17 protein-coding genes are annotated in these 20,389 nt (G+C 61.5%); 14 read left to right on the top strand and 3 right to left on the bottom strand.

Annotation, left to right across the window (positions count from 1 at the left end; translation table 11 throughout):
• Positions 1-39 precede the first annotated feature (39 nt).
• A complete protein-coding gene (locus FY528_RS01930; RefSeq protein ID WP_149069292.1) occupies positions 40-498 on the top strand; it encodes a molybdopterin oxidoreductase in 459 nt (152 codons plus the stop codon).
• An 88-nt stretch (positions 499-586) separates the two neighbouring features.
• Entirely contained in the window at positions 587-2,485 is a 1,899-nt protein-coding gene (locus tag FY528_RS01925; RefSeq protein ID WP_149069291.1) for a chloride channel protein, read from the top strand.
• Between the two features lie 55 nt (positions 2,486-2,540).
• Here the strand turns inward: FY528_RS01925 and treF are convergent, their stop codons facing one another.
• The 3 genes from treF to FY528_RS01910 all read right to left on the bottom strand — a co-directional run bounded on the left by treF (position 2,541) and on the right by FY528_RS01910 (position 7,173).
• Entirely contained in the window at positions 2,541-4,142 is a 1,602-nt protein-coding gene (gene treF, locus FY528_RS01920) for an alpha,alpha-trehalase TreF (RefSeq protein ID WP_149069290.1), read from the bottom strand.
• A gap of 126 nt (positions 4,143-4,268) precedes the next feature.
• Positions 4,269-4,778 (bottom strand): hypothetical protein, encoded by a 510-nt coding sequence (locus FY528_RS01915; RefSeq protein ID WP_149069289.1) that lies wholly within the window; start codon positions 4,776-4,778, stop codon positions 4,269-4,271.
• Positions 4,779-4,929: 151 nt separating this feature from the next.
• Positions 4,930-7,173, bottom strand: coding sequence for a glycoside hydrolase family 3 N-terminal domain-containing protein (locus FY528_RS01910; protein ID WP_149069288.1), 2,244 nt, complete (start codon positions 7,171-7,173; stop codon positions 4,930-4,932).
• A gap of 63 nt (positions 7,174-7,236) precedes the next feature.
• Between FY528_RS01910 and FY528_RS01905 the strand changes: the two genes are divergently transcribed.
• The 12 genes from FY528_RS01905 (at position 7,237) to FY528_RS01850 (ending at position 20,347) form a co-directional block, all read left to right on the top strand.
• The gene (locus FY528_RS01905; protein WP_149069287.1) at positions 7,237-7,617 is read left to right on the top strand and encodes a low molecular weight protein tyrosine phosphatase family protein; all 381 of its coding nucleotides are present in this window, start codon (positions 7,237-7,239) and stop codon (positions 7,615-7,617) included.
• Between the two features lie 294 nt (positions 7,618-7,911).
• On the top strand, positions 7,912-8,484 hold the full coding sequence (locus FY528_RS01900; protein ID WP_308418666.1) for an RNA polymerase sigma factor: 573 nt from the start codon (positions 7,912-7,914) through the stop codon (positions 8,482-8,484).
• On the top strand, positions 8,459-9,391 hold the full coding sequence (locus tag FY528_RS01895; RefSeq protein WP_149069286.1) for a HEAT repeat domain-containing protein: 933 nt from the start codon (positions 8,459-8,461) through the stop codon (positions 9,389-9,391). Before FY528_RS01900 ends, FY528_RS01895 begins: the two co-directional genes overlap by 26 nt.
• The gene (locus FY528_RS01890) at positions 9,339-10,208 is read left to right on the top strand and encodes a DUF4097 family beta strand repeat-containing protein (RefSeq protein ID WP_149069285.1); all 870 of its coding nucleotides are present in this window, start codon (positions 9,339-9,341) and stop codon (positions 10,206-10,208) included. The genes FY528_RS01895 and FY528_RS01890 overlap by 53 nt, the downstream gene beginning before the upstream one ends.
• Entirely contained in the window at positions 10,205-11,032 is an 828-nt protein-coding gene (locus FY528_RS01885) for a DUF4097 family beta strand repeat-containing protein (RefSeq protein WP_149069284.1), read from the top strand. The genes FY528_RS01890 and FY528_RS01885 overlap by 4 nt, the downstream gene beginning before the upstream one ends.
• Before the next feature lie 386 nt (positions 11,033-11,418).
• Complete coding sequence (locus FY528_RS01880) at positions 11,419-11,967, top strand: RNA polymerase sigma factor (RefSeq protein WP_149069283.1); 549 nt, start codon at positions 11,419-11,421, stop codon at positions 11,965-11,967.
• Between the two features lie 16 nt (positions 11,968-11,983).
• The gene (locus tag FY528_RS01875) at positions 11,984-12,820 is read left to right on the top strand and encodes a HEAT repeat domain-containing protein (RefSeq protein WP_149069282.1); all 837 of its coding nucleotides are present in this window, start codon (positions 11,984-11,986) and stop codon (positions 12,818-12,820) included.
• Positions 12,821-12,960: 140 nt separating this feature from the next.
• Positions 12,961-13,728 carry a DUF4097 family beta strand repeat-containing protein gene (locus FY528_RS01870; RefSeq protein ID WP_149069281.1) on the top strand — a complete coding sequence of 256 codons (768 nt, stop codon included), beginning with the start codon at positions 12,961-12,963 and terminating at the stop codon, positions 13,726-13,728.
• A 53-nt stretch (positions 13,729-13,781) separates the two neighbouring features.
• Positions 13,782-14,513 carry a DUF4097 family beta strand repeat-containing protein gene (locus FY528_RS01865; protein WP_149069280.1) on the top strand — a complete coding sequence of 244 codons (732 nt, stop codon included), beginning with the start codon at positions 13,782-13,784 and terminating at the stop codon, positions 14,511-14,513.
• Positions 14,514-14,640: 127 nt separating this feature from the next.
• Positions 14,641-17,199: a DUF5916 domain-containing protein gene (locus FY528_RS01860; protein WP_149069279.1), complete on the top strand. Its 2,559-nt coding sequence runs from the start codon at positions 14,641-14,643 to the stop codon at positions 17,197-17,199.
• A 170-nt stretch (positions 17,200-17,369) separates the two neighbouring features.
• Complete coding sequence (locus tag FY528_RS01855) at positions 17,370-18,311, top strand: M90 family metallopeptidase (RefSeq protein ID WP_149069278.1); 942 nt, start codon at positions 17,370-17,372, stop codon at positions 18,309-18,311.
• Positions 18,312-18,496: 185 nt separating this feature from the next.
• Positions 18,497-20,347: a M2 family metallopeptidase gene (locus FY528_RS01850; RefSeq protein ID WP_149069277.1), complete on the top strand. Its 1,851-nt coding sequence runs from the start codon at positions 18,497-18,499 to the stop codon at positions 20,345-20,347.
• Positions 20,348-20,389 lie beyond the last annotated feature (42 nt).

Genomic DNA, 20,389 nt, shown 5'->3' with positions numbered 1-20,389 from the left:
ACGCCCATCCTGTTTCCTTACTTAACGGCTTCTTCTACTATGCACCTCGGCAACTACCTCGGCCTGCTCGACAACAGCGAAAAGCAAATCACAAAAGCTTTTGCGCAAGTAAGCCGGCACCACAAGGACGAGCCCGACATCGAGCAGATGTGCCAGAAGCTGTCGGCCTGGTCGCGGGAGCACCGCGGCAAGCTGGTGCCTTACCTGCAGCGCTACTCCACGCAGCAGAGCACCGAGCCGGCCCGGCTAAAGCACGAGCTGTTCAGCGCGCCGCGGAGCGGCAGCCTGGGCCTCATCCGCGACCTGCACGACTTGTGGCTGCTAACCCAGGAAGTGCAGCTTAGCTGGACCGTCATTCAGCAAGCAGCTCTGGCCCTGCGCGACGAGGAGATGAAAGCTACCTGTGCATTTTGCAGCGCACGCACCAAGCGCCAGACTGACTGGCTGCTGGGCCGCATCAAGCAGGCGGCTCCCCAGGCTCTGGTAGTGGCTGGCTAATGTCCTGCCTCAGCTGCTGCTCAATTCTCCTGTTTTTCTTTGTTACCCGGGTAAGCAGCTTGCTGCCCGGTCATCTTACTTGCACTGAATGAAACATTCGTCCCCTGCTCACGCCGGTATTCCTATCTCCCCGTCGCTGGAGCCCACCCTCGCCAACGAAGGGGCGCCACCCCGCGTGGCGCCGGATAAGCGCCGCCTGCTTCGGATTTCGCTGCTGGCCGTGCTTGTGGCCGTTACCATTAGCGGGGTGGCCCGCTTGCTGGTATCGTTGATCAACTTGGTGACCAACCTGGTTTTCTTCGGCAACGTGTCCGTGGCCTACCACTCTCCTGCCGACAACCACCTGGGTTTGTGGGTAATCCTCATGCCAGCCCTGGGTGGGCTGGTGGTCAGCCTGATGGCTATTTATGGGTCCAAAGCCATTCGAGGGCACGGCATTCCGGAGGCCATGGAGCAGGTTCTCACCAACCAGAGCCGCATCAAGCCCTCCATCATGTACCTGAAGCCGGTTTCGGCGGCTATTTCCATTGGCACGGGCGGGCCATTCGGGGCTGAGGGACCGATTATTGCTACCGGCGGGGCCCTGGGCTCCACGCTGGGCCAGCTTATTCACATCACCCACCACGAGCGGAAAGTGCTATTGGCGGCGGGGGCCACGGCGGGTATGTCGGCCATCTTTGGCACCCCCATTGCGGCGGTGTTTCTGGCTATTGAGCTGCTGCTGTTTGAGTTTTCGCCCCGCTCCCTGGTGCCCGTAGCCTTGGCCTGCATTACCGGGGCAGCGGGCCACCACTTGCTGTTTGAGCAGAGGCCCGTGTTCGAAATGCCAGCGTTGGCAGCTCCGAGCAATGTGGCGCTGGCCACGTACAGTGCCATTGGCTTGGTGGTGGGCCTGGCTTCGGTGGGCATCACCAAGCTGGTGTACTGGATTGAGGATGCCTTCGAGAAGCTGCCCATTCACTGGGCCTGGTGGCCGGCCTTGGGCGGGCTGGCCGTAGGCGGCATTGGCTATTTCGCGCCGCGCACCCTGGGCGTGGGCTACGAAAACATTTCGGCAGTGCTATCGGGCACCGCTCCGCTGGCGCTGCTGCTGACGCTTTGCTTCCTTAAGTTTGCCTCCTGGGCTATTTCCCTGGGGAGCGGTACCTCGGGGGGCACACTGGCCCCGTTGCTTACCATTGGCGGCGCTATGGGGGCGTTGCTTGGGGTGGCCATTCAACATTTCTTACCGGCTTCGGACATTGCCTTGCCCTTGGCGGCGCTAGTGGGCATGGCGGCTATGTTTGCCGGGGCCTCACGGGCGCTGCTCACGTCCATCGTGTTTGCGGTGGAATCTACCGGGCAGGCCCAGGCCCTTCTGCCTCTGCTGGGCGCCTGCACCGGGGCCTATTTGGTGTCGTTCTTGCTGATGGGCAACACCATCATGACCGAGAAAATAGCCCGCCGCGGCGTCAAAACTCCCGTCGACTATGAGCCGGATTTGCTGGACAAGGTGCCGGTAAGCCAGATTTTGCAGAACGAACTGGTCACCATCAGCACCAACAACAGCATCGGGGAAGTGCGTGCCTGGACTGGCCGGGAGCCCGCGCGCGTAGGCTCGCACCTGATTGTAGTGGACGTGGAAGGCACCTTTGCCGGCCTGCTCAGCACCGTGGCCCTCACCAGCTGGCAGGCCGATGAGCATGTGCCCATCAGCACCTTGCTGCAGCCCCAATCGGCTAGGGCAACGGTACTAACTACCGACACCCTGCGCACGGTGGTGGAACGCATGGCCCGCGAAAATGTGGACGTACTACCGGTGCTCCTACCCGGTAAGGATGCCCGGGTTACGGGCGTGGTTTCCTACCGCGACATCCTGGCGGCCTATAACACCCGCCTGCAGGACCACGGCAACACAGCCCCAAACATCCTGCTCAAGCGCAAAGGCTTACGCGTGCTGCTCCGGGGTAAAACACTGTTTCAATCGTCTGGCCAGGCTAACTCTTAGCCTCGTTGCCCTCCTGAGCAGCGCGCAGGATGGTAGGCGAAATTAGATAGACCCGTTACTTTCCAGCGGCTGGCTCCTTGGGCCACAACTGGTACTGGTTGAGCAACCTTAGCAGCACGCCGTTGGTCCAGCCGAAGCCGTCCTGGGTGGGGTACTCCCCGCCCCCGGCCGTGAGCTGGGTGTTCTCAACGTTGTATTTCTCCAGCAGCTTCCCGGTCTGCTGAAACACGCGCACATTCAGCCCCACCCAGCGGGTGGCAATGGTGCGGGCCAGTTCCTGCTGCTTGTAGTGGTTCAGGCCTTCGATGGCCACGTACTGCAGGGGTGCCCAGCCATTGGGCGCGTCCCACTGCTGGCCGCTGTGGTTGAGCGTGGTTACCAGGCCGCCATCTTTCAGGAAGTCGCGCTGCAAACCAGCGGCCACCTGGCGGGCTTCGCCGGTCGATGCTACTTGAAAGAACAGCGGGAATGCGCCGGCCAGGGTACGCAGGCGCATTGGTTGCCGGGCCACGAAATCATAATCGACAAACCAGCCCGCCGAATTATCCCAGCAGTAGCGGCGGATGGCGTTGCGTCGGGCCCGGGCTTTCTGCTCGAAGGCACGGGCTAAGGTAGCTTGGCCCTGCTGGCGGTAGCCGCTGGCAATAGTTTGCTCCAGCCCGTAGAGCAGGCAGTTCAGATCCACGGGCACCAGCTCCAGGGTGCGGATGGAAGCCAGGGTCTTCTCGTCGCGAAACCAGCGGGTGCTGAAGTCCCAGCCCGAAGCCGCGGCGGCGCGCACGTGCCGGTAGAACTCAGGCTGGGGCTGGGTGGTTTGGCGGGCGGTGGCGACGTCCTCGGCGTAGGATTCCTCGCGGGCATAATCACCGGCGTCGTAGTAGCGGTTGAGGATTTCGCCCGCGGGCAGGCGCACGGCGCGGCGGGTGGCGGTACCGGGCTGAAGGGAGTCGGCGCCGGCCATCCAGTACTGGTACTCGCGTAGCAGCTGGGGCTGGTAGCGTGGGCGCACGGTGTCGCTCTGGGTCTGGGCCAGCAATTCTACCATCAAAGCAAAAAACGGGGGCTGGGAGCGGGTGAGGTAGTAGGTGCGGTTGCCGTTGGGGATGAAGCCCTGGCGGTTTATCAGGCTGGCGAAATTATCCACCATGCCGCGCAGCAAAGCCGTGCGCCCACTTTCGCGCAAGCCCAGCATGGTGAAGTAGGAGTCCCAGTAGTACACTTCCCGGAAACGCCCACCCGGCACCACGTAAGGCTTGGGCAGCGGCAGCAGAGAACCGTAGCGCCCCACCGAGTCTTGGGGCTGGCGCTGCAGCACCGTCCAGAGGGTATCGAGGTGGTGGCGTAGGCCGGCGGCTACGCGGCTTTGGTAGGCGTCCGTGGGCACGGCGGGCAACTCGAAGTATTGCCTCACAAACTGCTTCAGCGAAAAGCCGGGTTGATTTTTCTGCTGCTGATAGGCCGCCTCAATAACTGCTGGGTCGGCTTTGGGGCGGGCATCCACGAAGGTTTTGCTGTCGGGAAACACGCCGCCGAGCTGCACGGCTTCGAAGACGACAGGAAACAGCTGGCGGGGTGAAGGCTGGGCCCACCCCGCAGGCACCAGCATCAACCACAGGCAGATACTCAGAACAACGCGTCTTAAAGAGAAAATCGTCATGCCCCAAAGTACGTAAGTCAAGGCGCAAAGACTACCTTACAGGCATCCGGCCACAGCGGGTGCACCAGCAACCAGCAGAAGCCCACGCCGCCGGTACCGGGGCTATGCCGATGGAAGCAGCCAGGCTTACTCCCGGCCTTCGGCGGAAATGGGCTGACCGTCCTCCGCGAAATACTGAAGGTGTGTGGTGCTTTTGCCGGCCTCGTCGCTGAGGCATTCCACCCGGTATTCCACCCGATTTGCTTCCTGATGGTAGACGGTTTTCGTTACGCGGCCAAGACGGGCAGCCCCAAGGCGCTGGGGCGCGAGGGCGGCCTGCAACGCCTCGGGCAAGGTTTCTACCGCCACCTCCGTGGCAGACTCTGTCAGTTCGCCCCGCTCGTTGAAGTTGGCTTCCAGGACGCGGTTTACTCGGTGGGTAAAAAAGCTGTAGGACTCCTCGCCCTTGTCGGCGTTGCCGAACACGTAACACGAATCGACGGGCGCCCCCGGAAAGGCCTGGCTGAACTTTTTCACCACGTAAGGCGGAATCTTCACTTTGCGGGCGGGGTCGGCATTCTGGGCGTAGTAGGTTTGAGCAAGCGCCGAACCGGGGCCCCCAACGGCCAGGAGAAGGATGAGTAACGCTTTATGCATAGTCGGCAACGAAGGAAGGGCATGTGGATAGCTTTCCCTTCCAAGATACAATCTAGCGGAATGTTACGCCCCTACGCAATTATGCCCGAAACCAGCCGCAAACGGGCAGTTTCGGGCATGGCAGATGGCGTGACCTACCTGGGAAGCCAGCTTACTTCAGCAGCTCAAACTTGCTATCCAGCCGAATGTCGTCGGAGGCGCTGCCAAGCATGAGGCGGAACTCGCCGGGCTCGGTGGTCCACTGCATGTCCTGGTTGTAGAAGGAAAGCTTGTCGGAGGTGATGGTGAAGGTGAGGGTCTTGGTTTCGCCGGGCTTGAGTTGCACTTTCTGGAAGTCCTTGAGCTCCATGATGGGGCGCGTCACGCTGGCCACCAGGTCGCGCAGGTAGAGCTGCACCACTTCCTCCCCGGCCGTTTTGCCCGCGTTGGTAAGCGTGCAGGAAACCGTGAGCGACTGGCCCGCGCCCAGCTGCGTAGTGCTGAGCTTAAGGTTGCCGTAGGTGAACTTGGTGTAGCTCAGGCCGTGCCCGAAGGCGTACTGCGGCCGGTTGGTCTGGTCGATGTAGGCCGATTTGTACAGCACGTCCTTATCCCCGCTGGAGGGGCGGCCGGTGTTTTTGGCGGCGTAGAAAATGGGTACCTGACCCAGGCTGCGCGGAAACGTCATGGGCAGCTTGCCGGCGGGGTTATAGTCTCCGGTCAGCACGTCGGCAATGGCGTTGCCGGCCTCGGAGCCCAGCCACCAGGTGTAGAGAATGGCCGGGGCGTGCTCGGCCGTCCAGTTGAAGGTGAGCGGGCGGCCGGCCATCATCAGCACCACTACGGGCTTGCCGGTGGCTACCACGGCTTTGATGAGGGCTTCCTGCTGACCGGGCAGACCGATATCCGTGCGCGACTTGGCCTCGCCGCTCATGTCGTAGGCCTCACCCACGGCCATTACTACCACGTCGGCATCCTGGGCGGTTTTCACGGCTTCGGCAAAGCCCGCCTGCGACTCGCCTTTGATGCCGCATCCGCGAGCGTACTGGATATTGGCTTGCTTGCCGAACTTGTTCTGCAGGCCCTCCAGCACGCTCACGTAGCCGGTGGAGTCGTAGTTCACGGCCCAGAAGCCGGCGTGGTTGAGCTTGCTGCTGCCCAGGGGGCCAATGAGGGCAATGCGCTTGGTCTTTTTATCCAGCGGCAGCACGTTGCCTTCGTTCTTGAGCAGCACAATGGATTTGCGGGCCACGTCGCGGGCAATCTGCCGGTGCTCGGGCGCGCCCACCAGCTTTTTCTCGCGGGCCACGTCGCTGAAGCGGTTGGGATTCTGGAACAAACCCAGCTCAAACTTCTTGCGCAGGATGCGGCGCACGGCGTCGTTTACCAGCTCCTCGGGCACCTGGCCGCTCTTCACCAAGGCAGGCAGGCTGTTCACGTACGAGCGGCTTTCCATGTCCATATCGGAGCCGGCCAGCAGGGCCAGGCGGCCGGCGTCGGCGTTGTCCTTGGCGAAGCCGTGATTGACCATCTCCCCTATCGAGCCCCAGTCGCTCACCACAAAGCCCTGGAACTTCCACTGGCCTTTGAGGATGTCGCGCTGCAGGTAGCGGTTGCCCGTGGAAGGAATGCCGTCCAGCTCATTAAAGGCATTCATGAAGGTAGCCGCGCCGGCATCAAGGGCCGCCTTGAACGGGGGCAGATACACTTCCCAGAGCAGGCGGCGGCTCAGGTCCACGGTGTGGTAGTCGCGGCCGGCCTGGGCGGCGCCGTAGCCCGCAAAGTGCTTGGCGCAGGCCAGCACGGCATCAGTGGCGCCTATTTTTTCACCCTGAAAGCCCAGTACCCGGGCCCGCGCAATCTGGGAGCCCAGGTAGGGGTCTTCGCCAGCCCCTTCCATCACCCGGCCCCAGCGCGGGTCGCGGGCAATATCGACCATGGGCGCAAACGTCCAGTGCTGACCGGCGGCGGCCGCCTCCACGGCCGCAATGTGCGCTGACTGCCGGATGGCCGTCATGTCCCAGCTGGCGGCCTCGCCCAAGGGAATAGGAAAGGTAGTCTGGTAGCCGTGGATGACGTCGAGGCCGAAAAGCAGCGGGATTTTCAGGCGCGACTTGAGGGCTTCGGCCTGCAGCTCGCGGGTGCGCTGGGCCCCGCGGATGTTGAGCATGGAGCCCACCCGGCCCGAACGAATCTGCTCCAGCTTGGTGGGGTCGTTGACGGCGGGGCCCGTGACGGCGTCGCCGGTGTATTGGTTGAGCTGGCCGGCTTTTTCCTCCAGCGTCATCAGCTGGAGTACGGAATCAACCTTTTGTTCGAGGGTTTTGCGCTGGGCAAGCAGCGGCGTGGTGCTGCCCACTACAAGGCAGGCTCCCACCGTGGCAGTGGCCACGGCTTTGCAAAATGGACGGCGCATGATACGGCGTGTAGGAAATGGTGCAGGGGAGCAACACGAACTTACGGCATCTTTGCGAGACTTATGCCGACTTCCCCTCCTGCCGCCGCCAACTCCGCTGACTTTCAGCCCCAAAAATTGCTGTTCATCTGCAGTCAGAACCGCTGGCGCAGCCTCACCGCCGAGCGTCTCTTCGACCAGCACCCCCACTACGAGGCCCGCTCGGCCGGCACCGAGCCTGGCGCCCGGGTGCGCGTGACGGCCGGCCACCTGGGCTGGGCCGATGTGGTGCTGGTGATGGAGCGCAAGCACGCCGATATCCTCCGCCAGAAATTCGCCGAGGCGCTAACCGGCAAGCGCATCGTTACCCTCCGCATTCCCGACAAGTTCCAATTTATGGACCACATCCTGCAGGATTTACTGCGCGAGCGGCTGCGCGAGCATCTGGGCGAGGAGGTGCCTTAAGAGGATGCTTCCTCTATAACCGGAAATAGACCGTCCTGCTGAGCGGAGTCGAAGCATCTCTACCGCTTCGTTGGATTACTACTGCAACGAAGCGGTAGAGATGCTTCGACTCCGCTCAGCAGGACAATAGCATTACAACGTCAGCACGCAAGATTCCTCGGCTTCGCTCGGAATGACATTCGATTACACTAACTGATAGCCCTCCCCGAAAAATATTTTCTCATTCGGTGGTAACCTTCCCGAAAAGGCGCAGTTTCCACGTCCGAATTCGCCACCAACCTACCAGCCAACGCCTTGAACTCGCTTACCGACAACTCGCTTATGCTCCAGGTGAAGGCTGGCCAAGTGGAGAAGATGGGCCTGTTGTTTGAACGCTACCACCGGCCGTTGCTGGCGTTCTTCTACCACTCCAACGGCAATGCCACGGCCAGCGAAGACCTGGTGCAGAACGTGTTTTACCGCATGCTCAAGTACCGGCACACCTTCACTGGGGAGGGCGAGTTCCGGACCTGGATGTACCACCTGGCGCGCAACGTGCTGGCTGATGCCGCCAAGAAAAACAAGCCCTCGGCCCACCACCAGGACATTGCCGACTGGGCCGAGAAAATTGCGGGAGGCACGTCGGCCGACGCCCACTTGCAGCGCACCCAGGAAGAAGCGCAGCTCCACCGGGCCCTGGCCCGCCTCAGCCCCGACCAGCGCGAGGTACTGGTGCTGAGCCGCTTTCAGGAGTTGAAATACGAGCAGATAGCGCAGCTGCTCAACATCACGGAGGGGGCCGTAAAGGTGCGCGCGCACCGGGCCCTCTGCCAATTGAAGGACATCTATTTGCAAATGGATAATGGAAGCAAGATTCAGAAACTGTGAGGAAGTGCAGCAGGAGCTGATGAGCTGGCTGGCGGGCGAATTGCCCGAAACGGACAAGCAAATCCTGGCCGCTCACCTGGCCCAGTGCCCCGACTGCCAGCACGAGCTGGAAGGGGTGCAGCAGCTCTGGACGGCCATGGGCAACCTGCCCGTACCGGCACCCAGCGAAGAGCTGCGGCCCAACTTCTACGCCATGCTGGCCGAGTTCAAGGCTGAGGAGCAGCAACGGCAGCGCTGGTCGGTGGCGGGGCTGCTGGAGCGGCTGCGCCAGTGGTGGCAGCCGGCTTTTGCCCAGCGCCTGGCCTACAGCCTGGTACTCGTGCTGGCGGGCCTGGGCATCGGCTACGGGCTAAGAGGCCACGAAACCAGCGCAGGAGCTGAAGAGCCCCTGGCCCAGGTTTCAACGGAAAGCCCGGCTTCCACGGCCCGGCAGGTGGGGCTGATTTCGCGTCTCAACAACCCCTCGGCTGTGCAGCGCCTGCAGGCCGTGAGTGAGGCCGAAGCCGTAGCGCCTACCAACGAGCGGGTCCTGGCGGCCCTGCTCAGTACCCTCAACCAGGACCCCAACGTGAACGTGCGCCTCGCAACCCTGGACGCCCTGGGCAGCATGGCCGACGACCCCACCGTGCGCCAGGGGCTGGTTCGCTCCCTCACCTACCAGGAGTCCCCCTTAGTGCAGTCGGCGCTGGCCGATTTGATGGTGCAGCTCCAGGAGCGGCGCTCGGTGCGCCCCCTGCGCAAGCTGCTCCAGCAGGACAACCTCAACGAGCAAGTGAAAACCAAAATCGAGCAAAGCATTCAGTCTTTGTCCCACGACCGCGCCCCCGCGGCCCCCTCAACCCCCTCGAACTCCAATGAAACCACACATTATAACTCTGCTACTCTGGACACTTCTGTGGCTGCCTAGCTGCTCGCTCCAAGCCCAGGACCGTGAAGTCACGGAAAAAGTAAGCCGCGAATTCACCCTCACCGCCGATGCCGGCCGCAGCACCCTGGCCCTGTACAACATCTTCGGTTCGGTGCGAGTGGAAGGCACCAGCGGCAACAAGGTGGTAGTGGAAGTCACCAAAACCCTGAAAGGCGACGACGCCACGGCCCTGGCCGAAGCCAAAAAAGATGTGCAGATAGGCTTTCTGCAGCGCAACGACAGCGTGGTGGTGTACCAACAGGGCCCCTTCGACTCGCGCCCCCGCCGCAACCAGCACTGGAGCAGCGACGAGCGGCACTACCAGTTCAGCCTCGACTTCACCGTGAAAGTGCCCCGCGACATGAAAGTAACGGTGTCGACGGTGAACGGCGGCGAGGTGCGGGTGGAAAACGTGAACGGGCTGCTGCAAGCCAGCAATGTAAACGGCGGCATCAGTATCAAGAACGCCCGCGAGGTATCGAAAGCCCACACCGTGAACGGCCCAGTGGAAGTTGGCCTCACGGCAGCGCCCACGGCAGCCGCGTCCTACAAGACCATCAACGGTGATATTACGGTAAGCTACCCGCCCACGGCCTCGGCTGACCTCTACTTCAAGAGCATGCACGGGGAAATGTACACCGACTTCCCGCAGACGGAAAACCTGCCTGCCCAAATCACCCAGAACACCGAGCGTGAAGGCGCCGGCACCAAGTACAAACTTCGCAAGGAAACGGCCGTGCGGCTGGGCAAAGGCGGCCCCAACATTCGCCTGGAAACCCTGAACGGCGACGTGACCATCAAACAGCAAACCCGATGAACCAGCACATATTTCGCATTCTTTTCGCTCTAACCGCTCTCTTTTGGCTAAGTCCGGCCCAGGCTCAGCAGGCCGGCAAGGAGCAGATGACGGTGGCCCTGAGCTCCCCGGGTAAGCCCGGCACCCTCCACCTCAAGCTGGTGGGCGGCGGCATCAAAGTAATGGGCTACGCCGGCAAGGAAGTGGTTATCGAAGTAGCCACGCGGGGCGGACGGCGCGAGTCGGGCAGCAACGAAAATTCCTCGGGCATGCGCCGCATTTCGCAGGCCCAAGGCCTTGACGTAACGGCCCAGGAGCGCGACAACCAGGTGTACGTAAAGACCCAGTCCTGGCAAAACCCGGTGGACTTCGTCATCAAAGTGCCCCGTCAGTTTTCCCTGAAGCTGGCTACCGTGCAGAATGGCGACATTGTGGTGGATAACGTGGAGGGTGAGCTGGAAATATCCAACGTGAACGGTTCCATCCGCCTGAATGACGTGGCTGGCTCGGCGGTGCTGAACACGGTGAACGGCGAGGTCATTGCCGACTTCAAGCAGATAACGGCGGGCGCGCCCATGGCCTTTTCCACCATCAATGGCAAGGTAGACGTGACGCTGCCGGCGCGGGCCAACGTGTCGGTGAAGCTCAAATCCGACCACGGCGACATCTACAGCGACTTCGACCTGAGCGTGGACAGCAGCCCCTCGAAGGTGACGCGCACGGCCAAGGACGGCACCTACCGCGTAGCCCAGGACACCTGGACCTACGGCAAGATCAACAGCGGCGGCCCCGAGTTCATGATGAAAACCCTGAACGGCGACATCTACATCCGCCGGGCCAAGTAGCCTTGTCTTTCTCTGCGCTCAGCCCCGGCCGTGCCCTTGGTGGTTTGCTGTGGTGAGTGACTCCTGCCGGCCGGGCTGGGCGCAGCAGAAGGGCGCTTGATGATAGCACCTAAACAAGCCAGCGGTTTTCCTTCCCGGGAGAGCCGCTGGCTTTTCTCGTTTTCGGCGCGGCATCGGCCTGTCTGAAAATTCCAGAACGTCATGCTGAGCGAAGCCGAAGCATCTCTACCGCTTCGTTGAATGATGCAGGCGAAGCGGTAGAGATGCTTCGGCTTCGCTCAGCATGACACTGCTTTTGCTGGTCATCGAAAAAATATTTCACTACCGCTGTAACGAATACAACTTCGGCCGGTACTCCTTGCACAACCCTCCTACACCCTTTCTCCGTGACTACCGCCCGCCCGAGCGACGAAGACCTGATGGCTGCTGTAAAGGCCGACGACCTCGACCAGCTCGTGCCCTTGTTTGAGCGCTACCACGGGCCCTTGTTCAACTACCTCTACCGCCTCTGCAACGACCGGGAAACCAGCGAAGACCTGGCCCAAAGCGTGTTTGAGCGGGTGCTGAAATACCGGGCCAGCTACCAACCCGGCCAGCCTTTCAAAGCCTGGGTGTTTCAGATGGCCCGCAACGCCTACGCCGACCACTGGCACCGCCAGGAAAAGCTGCGTACCGCCGATGTGGAAGAAGTGGAGCGCCACGGCGGCCTACGCGGCGCAGCTTTTTCCCAGATGCGCGTCAACCACCACCACGACGACCTCCACGAAGCCCTGGCCCAATTGCCTACCAACCAGCGTGAAATCCTCTTGCTCAACCGCTTCCAGGGCTTTGGCTACGACGAAATAGGCCAGCTCCTGGGCTGCACCGCCGAAGCTGCCCGCGTGAAAGCCCACCGCGCCCTGCAGGCCCTGCGCAAAGTGTATTTCTCCGACTAGTAACTCTCCACCACCCATGCATACCTTCACTTCCTGCGACGACTACGAAGCCCTGCTGCCGGCCTACGCTGATGGTAGCCTGCCGACCGCTGAGACCGAGCAAGTAGCCGCTCATATTACCGCTTGTCCTACCTGTCAGCTTCACCTTCGCCAGCTCCGGACGCTGAGCAACGAGCTGGACGCGGCTCTGCCCGAAGTGCCCCGCACGGCCATGCGCACCAACTTTCTGGCCATGCTGGAAGAACAAAAGGCCCTGCTGACCCCAGCGGCAGCGGCAGCCCCAACTCCTGCCCGGGTAGTACCAATTTGGGCCGCAGCAGTAGCTAGCCAGTGGCTGCGCGTGGCCGCAGCCGTGTTGCTGGTAGCCGGCGGAGTACTGCTAGGCCGCTTCCTGCCTGGTCCCTCCGGGCAAAATGCCGACCTAGCCGCTACCGCTACTGACAGCCCGGCCCCAGCCCAGCAACTGGCCGCCAACCTGGCTGGCACGGCTTCCCAGCCCGCCTCCGCCAGCGACCGGATTCAGTTGGTAACGGCTTCAGGGCAGAATTTAGCTCCCGGCGACCCAACTGTGCAGGTGCTCATCAATACCCTCAACTTCGACCCCAACCCCAACGTGCGCGTGGCCGCCTGCGAGGCCCTGTTCCACCTCCGCGCCGACCCCCGCGTAGCCGAAGCCTTTGTGCACTCCCTGCCCATCCAGACGGATCCGAATGTACAGATTACGCTCATCGAATATATGGTAGCCCTGCGCGACCCGCGGGCTGTGCCGCCGCTGCAGCGCCTGGCCCGCCGCAAGGACGCCCTACCGGTGGTGCGTGACCAGGCTCAGGCCGGCCTTGGCAAACTGATTTGACCAAGCAGGTGGGGCGGTTCAGTTGACATCTCCCTTGCTGCTTCCTTTTCCTTCTTTTCTCACTGCTTAGGCAGCCCCTGGCTATCGGAACGTGCGAGTCCGGCGGGCTGCTCCTTGCCCTCATTTTCCAACAAGCTCTTATGAAAAAGCCCCTGATTCTCACCTTCTGCGGCCTGCTGGCCGCCACTATTTCCCTGCACGCCCAGGAGTACAAAACCAAGCTCAGCAAAGACCGCAAGGTCATCATCGACATGCAGGGCTCCGACGTAACCGTGGAAGGCTATGACGGCAACGAGCTGGTGATTCGCGGCAACGGCTTCGAGCCGGCACCCAAGCGGGCCGAGGGCCTGAAGCCCGTATACAATACGGCCGTCGACAATACCAACCTCGGCCTTGCGGTGACCGAGCAAGACAACACCGTGCGCATTGCCCGAGCGTCCCGCAAAGAAGCTACCTACGTCATTCGGGTGCCGCGCGCTACGGCCGTGGAGTACAATCAAACCAACTGGAACGGTGGCGACCTGCAAATCCGGGACGTGAACGGCGACCTGGAAGTGAACATGAAAACCGGGGACGTGAAGCTGCTGAACGTAGCCGGCCCGGTGGTAGCCAACAGCGTGAGCGGTGACATTACGGTGCGCTACGCCACGATGCGGTCCGGGCCCAGCTCGATTTCGGCCGTGAGCGGCGACGTGGATGTGACCATGCCCGCCGCCAGCAAAGCCACCCTGCAGCTGCGCTCCATCTCGGGCGAAATCTACACCGACTTCGACATCACGCTGCCCAAAAGCCAGGGCGACCTGAACCACGTGGGCGGCCAGGTGGTGAACGGTACCGTGAACGGCGGCGGCAACCCGGTTTCGCTCAAGTCGGTGAGCGGCAACATCTACGTGCGCAAGGCCAAATAAGACGCTACCTGTCTGCTTGCTTCCCAACCCATCAACCTCAACTCCTGAAAACCATGTACCGGATTCTAGTCCTCCTGCTTTGCCTGATTGCCGGTTTCTGCCAGCCCGCACAGGCCCAGAAAATCATTGAGAAATCCGTAGCCCTTAGCGCGGGGCAGCGGGTATTCCTCAACCTCAAGCACGCCACCAACATCCGCATCCGGGCGGGGGCGGCCGGCAAAATGACCCTGAAAGCTGCCGTGGATATCAACCAAAACCGGCTGAACGATGCTCTGCAGCTCACCCAGGACCAATCGGCGGAAGAAGTGCGCTTCAACTCCGAACTGGACATGACCATGCTGCGCAACGCCCCAGCCGGAGACTGCCCGGATGGGGGCACGCAGTGGGGCAACAACTACGTGGGCCGCAAGAAAGGCGCCGATGGCTCCGACGAAAACACCGGCTACCGGGTGTGCCTGAATGTGGAATATGACATTACCGTGCCGCCCGGCGTGACGCTGTGCGTGAAGACCATCAGCGGCAACATTGATATCCAGGGCCTCTCCGGCGCTATCGAGGCCAAGTCCATCAGCGGCTTCGTGGACGTCACCTGGGCCGCTTCCTCGGCGGAGCTGGCGCTGAAAACAATTACCGGCGAAGTGTATACCGACCACGATGTGGCCTTCAGCAACCGCAAAGACAACCCCATAGTAGGCTATCAGTTACGCGGCAATCTGGGCAGCAACGGCCCCCTCGTTCAGCTCGAATCCATCAGCAGCGACATTTATTTTCGCCGGCACAAGTAACCATTTCCCGAAGCAAGAGTTTCCACGCCCGATCAGACTTACACACTGATTTGTTGGCTTGCCAAGGCCTGCAGCCTCCGCCCTCTTTCTTCGTCAATACCCGCTGCCTCCACAACCTTTCTGCGCTATGAAAACCTGTACTATTCTTCTCCTTGCCCTGGCGCTGCTGGGGCTCGGGGCACCCCGGGCCGTGGCCCAAACCTCTCCATCGGCCCCGGCAGCTGCGGCTCCGGTAGCTGCCCCCAAGCGCCAGCTGCAGGCCGTGCGCATCAGCGAAGCCATTAAGCTGGATGGGGTGCTCGATGAAGCCCTGTGGCAACAGGCCCCGGTGGCTACCGACTTCATCCAGAACCGGCCCAAACCCGGCCCCCGCGAGCAGCACCCCACCGAGGTGCGCATTCTCTACGACGACGCGGCCATCTACGTGGGCGCCATTATGCACGACGTGGCCCCCGACTCCATCAAGCGGGAGCTGTCGGCCCGCGACAACCTGCCCAACACCGACTTCTTCGGAATTTTCCTCGACACCTACCACGACAAGCTCAACGGCTACGGCTTTATTGTGACGGCGGGCGGGGTGCAGGCCGATGCGCGTTACTCCCCGGCCAGTGGGGAGGACTTTGCCTGGAACGCCGTGTGGGACGCCCGCACCGCCCAGCGCGGCACCGACTGGGTAGCCGAAATGCGGATTCCGTATTCGGCCATTCGCTTCAGCACAGCCGAGGTGCAGGAATGGGGCCTGCAGTTTATGCGCCAGCGCCAGGCCTTGCGCCAAGGCTTTTTCTGGAGTGAGGTGAAGCCGGAAGTGGATGGTTTCGTAAACCAGTGGGGTGAGCTGACCGGGCTGAAGGGCCTGAAGCCCCCGCTGCGCCTCTCGCTCACGCCCTATATATCGGGCTACGTGAACCACAACCCGCTGAACGCCGAGGGCACCCGCCGCACGACGACTTCCTTCAATGGAGGCGCGGATGTAAAGTGGGGTATCAACGAAAGCTTCACGCTGGATGCCACGCTGGTGCCGGACTTCGGGCAAGTGCAGAGCGACAACCAGGTGCTCAACCTCTCCCCCTTCGAGGTGCAGTTTCAGGAAAACCGCCAGTTCTTCACTGAAGGCACGGAGCTGTTCAATAAAGGCAACCTGTTCTACTCCCGCCGCGTGGGTGCCACGCCCATTGGGTTCTACGGCGTGGGGCTGGCCGACAACGAGAAGCTCGTGCGCAACCCGGCCGAAACCCGCCTGCTGAACGCCACCAAGATTTCGGGGCGCACCAGCAAGGGCCTGGGCATCGGGCTGTTCAATGCCCTCAGCAACGACGTGTACGCCACGGTGCGCAACACCGAAAGCGGCGAGGAGCGGGAAGTGCTGACCCAGCCGTTCTCGAACTACAACATTGCGGTGCTGGACCAAAGCCTCAAAAACAACTCCTACGTCTCGCTGATCAACACCAACGTGACGCGCTGGGGCAGCACCTACGACGCCAACGTGACGGGCGGCCTGTTTCGCTTCGCCAACAAGAAGAACTCCTACGCCGTGGATGGCAGCCTCGTGTACTCGCGTCGGCGCGGCACCCAGTTCGGCTCTGATAAGCCCATTGACGACCAGAACGGTTTTAAATATACCGTAGGCGTGGGCAAAATCAGCGGCAACTTCACCTGGGGCTTCAACCACCGCATCGAGTCGGACCACTACAACCCCAACGACCTGGGCATCCTGTTCGGCAACAACAACATCACCCAGAGCGCCTACGCCAACTACCGCATCTTCAAGCCCTTCTGGAAGGTAAACAACATGAACTTCTACTCGGAAGTAGGCCACCAGCTGCTCTACCGGCCCACCCGCTACCAGAACATGTACTTCTACAACGGCTTCAACACCACGTTCACAAAGAACTTCCTGCAGGTAGGCTACGATTTTATGCACGTGCCCGTGTCGCACGACTTCTTCGAGCCGCGCACATTCCCGCTGGGCGACTACTACGTGCGGGTGCCGGCCAACACCGACTGGATTGGCTTCCTGAACTCCGACACGCGCAAGCGCCTCTCGGTGGGTGTGAATGCCGGGGCTACTTACTACAGCCAGGATGAGCGTCTGCCCGGTCCGCGCCCCCGCCGCCTGCGCTACCGCGCCGGGTTCTACCCACGCTTCCGCGTCAACGACCACCTCACCTTCCGCTACAGCCTCGACTGGAGTTTACAGCGCAACCAGATTGGCTACGTGAACGGGGGGCTCAGCGCCGACGAACCGCTGGATCTGCCCTTCCGGAGCCAGATTCTGCTGGGCCGCCGCAATGTGGCCACCGTCACGAACGTAGCCCAGGTGGCCTATACCTTCACCAACCGCATGTCGTTTACGCTGCGCCTGCGCCACTACACCAGCAACGTACGCTACCAGGATTTTGCCGTGCTGCAGGAAAAAGGGCAGGAATTCCTGGCCGACTACCGCCGCAACCGCGACAACACCTACAATGCCTTCAACGTGGACGCGGTGTACTCGTGGTGGTTTGCCCCTGGTTCGCAGGTGAACATTGTCTGGAAAAATGCCGGCAACACCTATCTGCTGGCCGAACAGGCCACGCCTCAGTACTTCGACAACTTCAACAATACCATCAACACCCCGCACAACAACTCCCTTTCGGTGAAGGTGCTCTACTACCTCGATTACCTGGCCCTGCGCCGGCGGCGGTAAGAGAAAACAGCATCATCGCGTTTTCACCTGTCATCCTGAGCGCAGCAAAGGACCTTATCACGCTCGAACAGCAGGCGTGATAAGGTCCTTTGCTACGCTCAGGATGACAGTGTTTATTCAGTAGAAAATCTTTCACCAACCTTCATTCCTTCCCTACGTTAAGGCGGCCCATGCAATACCTTGTTTTCGCGGCCTTCGTGGCGTTGGTTGTTTTTCTATTTTACCGATATGCCACCCGGGATGCCCGCACCAAAGAAGCTGCCCTGGCCGAAGCTTTCCCCGACGCCTGGCGCCAGATTCTGCTGGAGCGGGTAGCCTTCTATCTTTCGCTTTCCGACGTAGACAAGCCCCGTTTTGAGAAGCGCCTCCAGGTGTTTCTGGCTCAGACACGCGTAACGGGCATCCAGACCGAAATTGACGATGTGACGCGGGTGCTGGTGGCAGCTTCGGCCATTATTCCGGTGTTTGGCTTCCCCGACTGGGAGTACGGCAACCTGAGCGAGGTGCTGGTGGTACCCGATACCTGGCAGGAAAAGCAGGATCCGAACAAGGAACACGCCCCCCTGGCGGGCACCCTGCTGGGCTCGGTGCGCAATTTCCAAACCTCCCACTACATGCACCTCTCCAAATCCTCTTTGGAGCAGGGTTTCAAAGACTCCTTGGACCGTCAGAACGTGGGCATACACGAGTTTGCCCACCTGCTGGATGAGGCCGACGGAGTGATTGACGGGGTGCCGGCCCTCACCTTTCCGGCCGCCCTGCGCCCCGAGTGGGAGGCTGTGATGGCGCGGGAAATTGCCGCCATCCGGGCCGGAAACTCCGAAATCAACGACTACGCGGGCACCAACGAGGCCGAGTTCTTTGCCGTGGTCACGGAATACTTCTTCGAGAAGCCCGAGAAGCTGCAGCAGGAGCATCCTGAGCTGTACGGCTTGCTGCTGCTGGCTTTCCGCCAGAACCCGCGCAGCCGCTTCCGCCAGTGGGCCACCGACCCGCGCGAGTGGCTCAAGCGCCTCCGCTCCCGCAAGAAGTTTGGCCGCAACGACCCCTGCCCCTGCGGCAGCGGCAAAAAATACAAGGAGTGCCACTTACTAGAGCAGCAAGCTGCCTGAGTAACTTCGTTTCTCTTGAAAATCCCTGGTTCTTCGGTGAGCCAGGGGTTTTCTTTGCCGATGTGGGCCACTGCTATGCCCCAGTACCTTGGTGAGCGAAGCGACTTGAACCCAAAACCAGGCAACATCTGGCGGATATGTATCTTAGCGGTCCACCCGATTTACGATTCATTTCTTATTCCTGAATGAACAAGAACCTCCTTCCCATCCTCACGGCTACGCTGCTCGCTGCCTGCGCCCCCACGGCCAAAGCCCCGGTAGCCACCACTCCTGCCCCACCCGCCGAAACCGTAGCCACTCCGGCTGCGCCCAACTGGAGCCAGCAAGCTGATGAATTCCTGAAAGCCTACTCGGCCGAGTACCAGCGCCTCTACACGCAGTCGGCGGAGGCGGAGTGGCGCTCCAATACGCACATTGTGGCCGGCGATACGGCCAACTCCGGCGCTACGGCCCGCGCCAACGAGCGAATGGCTGCCTTCACGGGCTCGGTGCAGAACATTCAGCGCCTGCGCGAGCTGCTGGAACACAAAGCCGAGCTGAGCGACCTGCAGGTAAAGCAGCTGCAAACGGCCCTCTACAACGCTGCCAACTCGCCCCAGACCATTGCCGACGTGGTGAAGGCGCGTATCAAGGCCGAAACCCAGCAAACCGAAAAGCTCTACGGCTTCGACTATACGTACCAGGGCAAGTCCGTTACCACCAACGACCTGGACGAACTACTGCGCAAGGAGAATAACCCGCTCAAACGCCAGCAGATCTGGGAGGCCAGCAAGGCCATCGGCCCCACCCTCAAAGGCGGTCTGCTGAACCTGCGCGACCTGCGCAACCAAACCGTGCAGGCCCTGGGCTACCCCGACTACTTCAGCTACCAGGCCTCCGACTACGGCATGAGCCGGGAGGAGATGATGACGCTGGTGCGCCGCATCAACGAGGAGCTGCGCCCCCTTTACCGCGAGCTGCACACCTACGCCCGCTACGAGTTAGCCAAGAAATACAAGCAAAAGCAGGTGCCGGACTACCTGCCTGCCTCCTGGCTGCCCAACCGCTGGGGTCAGGACTGGAGTGCCATGGTCGATGTGAAAGGCCTAAACCTGGACCCCGTGCTGGCGAAGAAGGGCGCTGAGTGGCAGGTGCAGCAGGCCGAGCGGTTCTACCAGAGCCTGGGCTTCCCGGCACTGCCACCGGTGTTCTACGAGAAGTCGAGTTTGTACCCGCTGCCTAAGGGCGCCACGTACAAGAAGAACAACCACGCCTCGGCCTGGCATATGGACCTGCAAAACGACGTGCGCAGCCTTATGAGCGTAGAGGGTAACACCGAGTGGTACGAAACCACTCACCACGAGCTGGGCCACATCTACTACTACCTCACCTACACCAACCCCGATGTGCCCGTGCTCCTGCGCGGCGGCGCCAACCGCGCCTATCACGAGGCCATGGGCAGCCTGATGGGCCTCGCGGCCACCCAAAAGCCCTTCCTGGCCGGACTGGGTCTGGTAGACCCCAACGCCAAAACCGACCAGACCCAGACGTTGCTGAAGGAAGCCCTCAACTACGCCGTGTTCATCCCGTTTGCCTCGGGCGTGATGAGTGAGTGGGAAAACTCCTTCTACGCCGACAAGCTGCCCGCCGACAAGCTCAACGCCCGCTGGTGGGAGCTGGCCAAGCAGTACCAGGGCATTGTACCGCCGGCGGGCCGCGGCGAGCAGTACCTCGACCCCGCCACCAAAACCCACATCAACGACGACCCCGCCCAGTACTACGACTACGCCCTGAGCTACGTCATCCTGTTCCAGCTCCACGACCATATCAGCAAGAAAATCCTCAAGCAGGACCCGCACGCCACCAACTACTACGGCAGCAAGGAAGTAGGCGCTTTCCTGGCCGATATTATGCGCCCCGGCGCCAGCAAGGACTGGCGCACCGTGCTCAAGGAGAAAACCGGCGAAGACCTCTCGGCCCGCGCCATGGTCGAATACTTCCAGCCCCTGATGGCCTACCTGAAACAGCAGAACAAAGGCCGCAAGTACACGATGTAATCCGGCGGCCAGTGCAGTACTACAACAAAGCCTCTCCAGTTA

This window comes from Hymenobacter lutimineralis (assembly GCF_008271285.1).
GTDB lineage: Bacteria > Bacteroidota > Bacteroidia > Cytophagales > Hymenobacteraceae > Hymenobacter > Hymenobacter lutimineralis.
Note: the sequence above shows the minus strand (reverse complement) of the source record. Positions and strands in the feature narration are given on the sequence as shown.

What these genes read in the sequence shown, in the direction of transcription:
- treF (WP_149069290.1), bottom strand. Translation starts at nt 4,142, where the DNA reads ATGACGATTTTCTCTTTAAGACGCGTTGTTCTGAGTATCTGCCTGTGG.
- FY528_RS01915 (WP_149069289.1), bottom strand. Translation starts at nt 4,778, where the DNA reads ATGCATAAAGCGTTACTCATCCTTCTCCTGGCCGTTGGGGGCCCCGGT.
- FY528_RS01870 (WP_149069281.1), top strand. Translation starts at nt 12,961, where the DNA reads ATGAAAAAGCCCCTGATTCTCACCTTCTGCGGCCTGCTGGCCGCCACT.
- FY528_RS01930 (WP_149069292.1), top strand. Translation starts at nt 40, where the DNA reads ATGCACCTCGGCAACTACCTCGGCCTGCTCGACAACAGCGAAAAGCAA.
- FY528_RS01860 (WP_149069279.1), top strand. Translation starts at nt 14,641, where the DNA reads ATGAAAACCTGTACTATTCTTCTCCTTGCCCTGGCGCTGCTGGGGCTC.
- FY528_RS01885 (WP_149069284.1), top strand. Translation starts at nt 10,205, where the DNA reads ATGAACCAGCACATATTTCGCATTCTTTTCGCTCTAACCGCTCTCTTT.
- FY528_RS01905 (WP_149069287.1), top strand. Translation starts at nt 7,237, where the DNA reads ATGCCGACTTCCCCTCCTGCCGCCGCCAACTCCGCTGACTTTCAGCCC.
- FY528_RS01925 (WP_149069291.1), top strand. Translation starts at nt 587, where the DNA reads ATGAAACATTCGTCCCCTGCTCACGCCGGTATTCCTATCTCCCCGTCG.
- FY528_RS01895 (WP_149069286.1), top strand. Translation starts at nt 8,459, where the DNA reads ATGGAAGCAAGATTCAGAAACTGTGAGGAAGTGCAGCAGGAGCTGATG.
- FY528_RS01875 (WP_149069282.1), top strand. Translation starts at nt 11,984, where the DNA reads ATGCATACCTTCACTTCCTGCGACGACTACGAAGCCCTGCTGCCGGCC.
- FY528_RS01910 (WP_149069288.1), bottom strand. Translation starts at nt 7,173, where the DNA reads ATGCGCCGTCCATTTTGCAAAGCCGTGGCCACTGCCACGGTGGGAGCC.
- FY528_RS01850 (WP_149069277.1), top strand. Translation starts at nt 18,497, where the DNA reads ATGAACAAGAACCTCCTTCCCATCCTCACGGCTACGCTGCTCGCTGCC.
- FY528_RS01890 (WP_149069285.1), top strand. Translation starts at nt 9,339, where the DNA reads ATGAAACCACACATTATAACTCTGCTACTCTGGACACTTCTGTGGCTG.
- FY528_RS01855 (WP_149069278.1), top strand. Translation starts at nt 17,370, where the DNA reads ATGCAATACCTTGTTTTCGCGGCCTTCGTGGCGTTGGTTGTTTTTCTA.
- FY528_RS01865 (WP_149069280.1), top strand. Translation starts at nt 13,782, where the DNA reads ATGTACCGGATTCTAGTCCTCCTGCTTTGCCTGATTGCCGGTTTCTGC.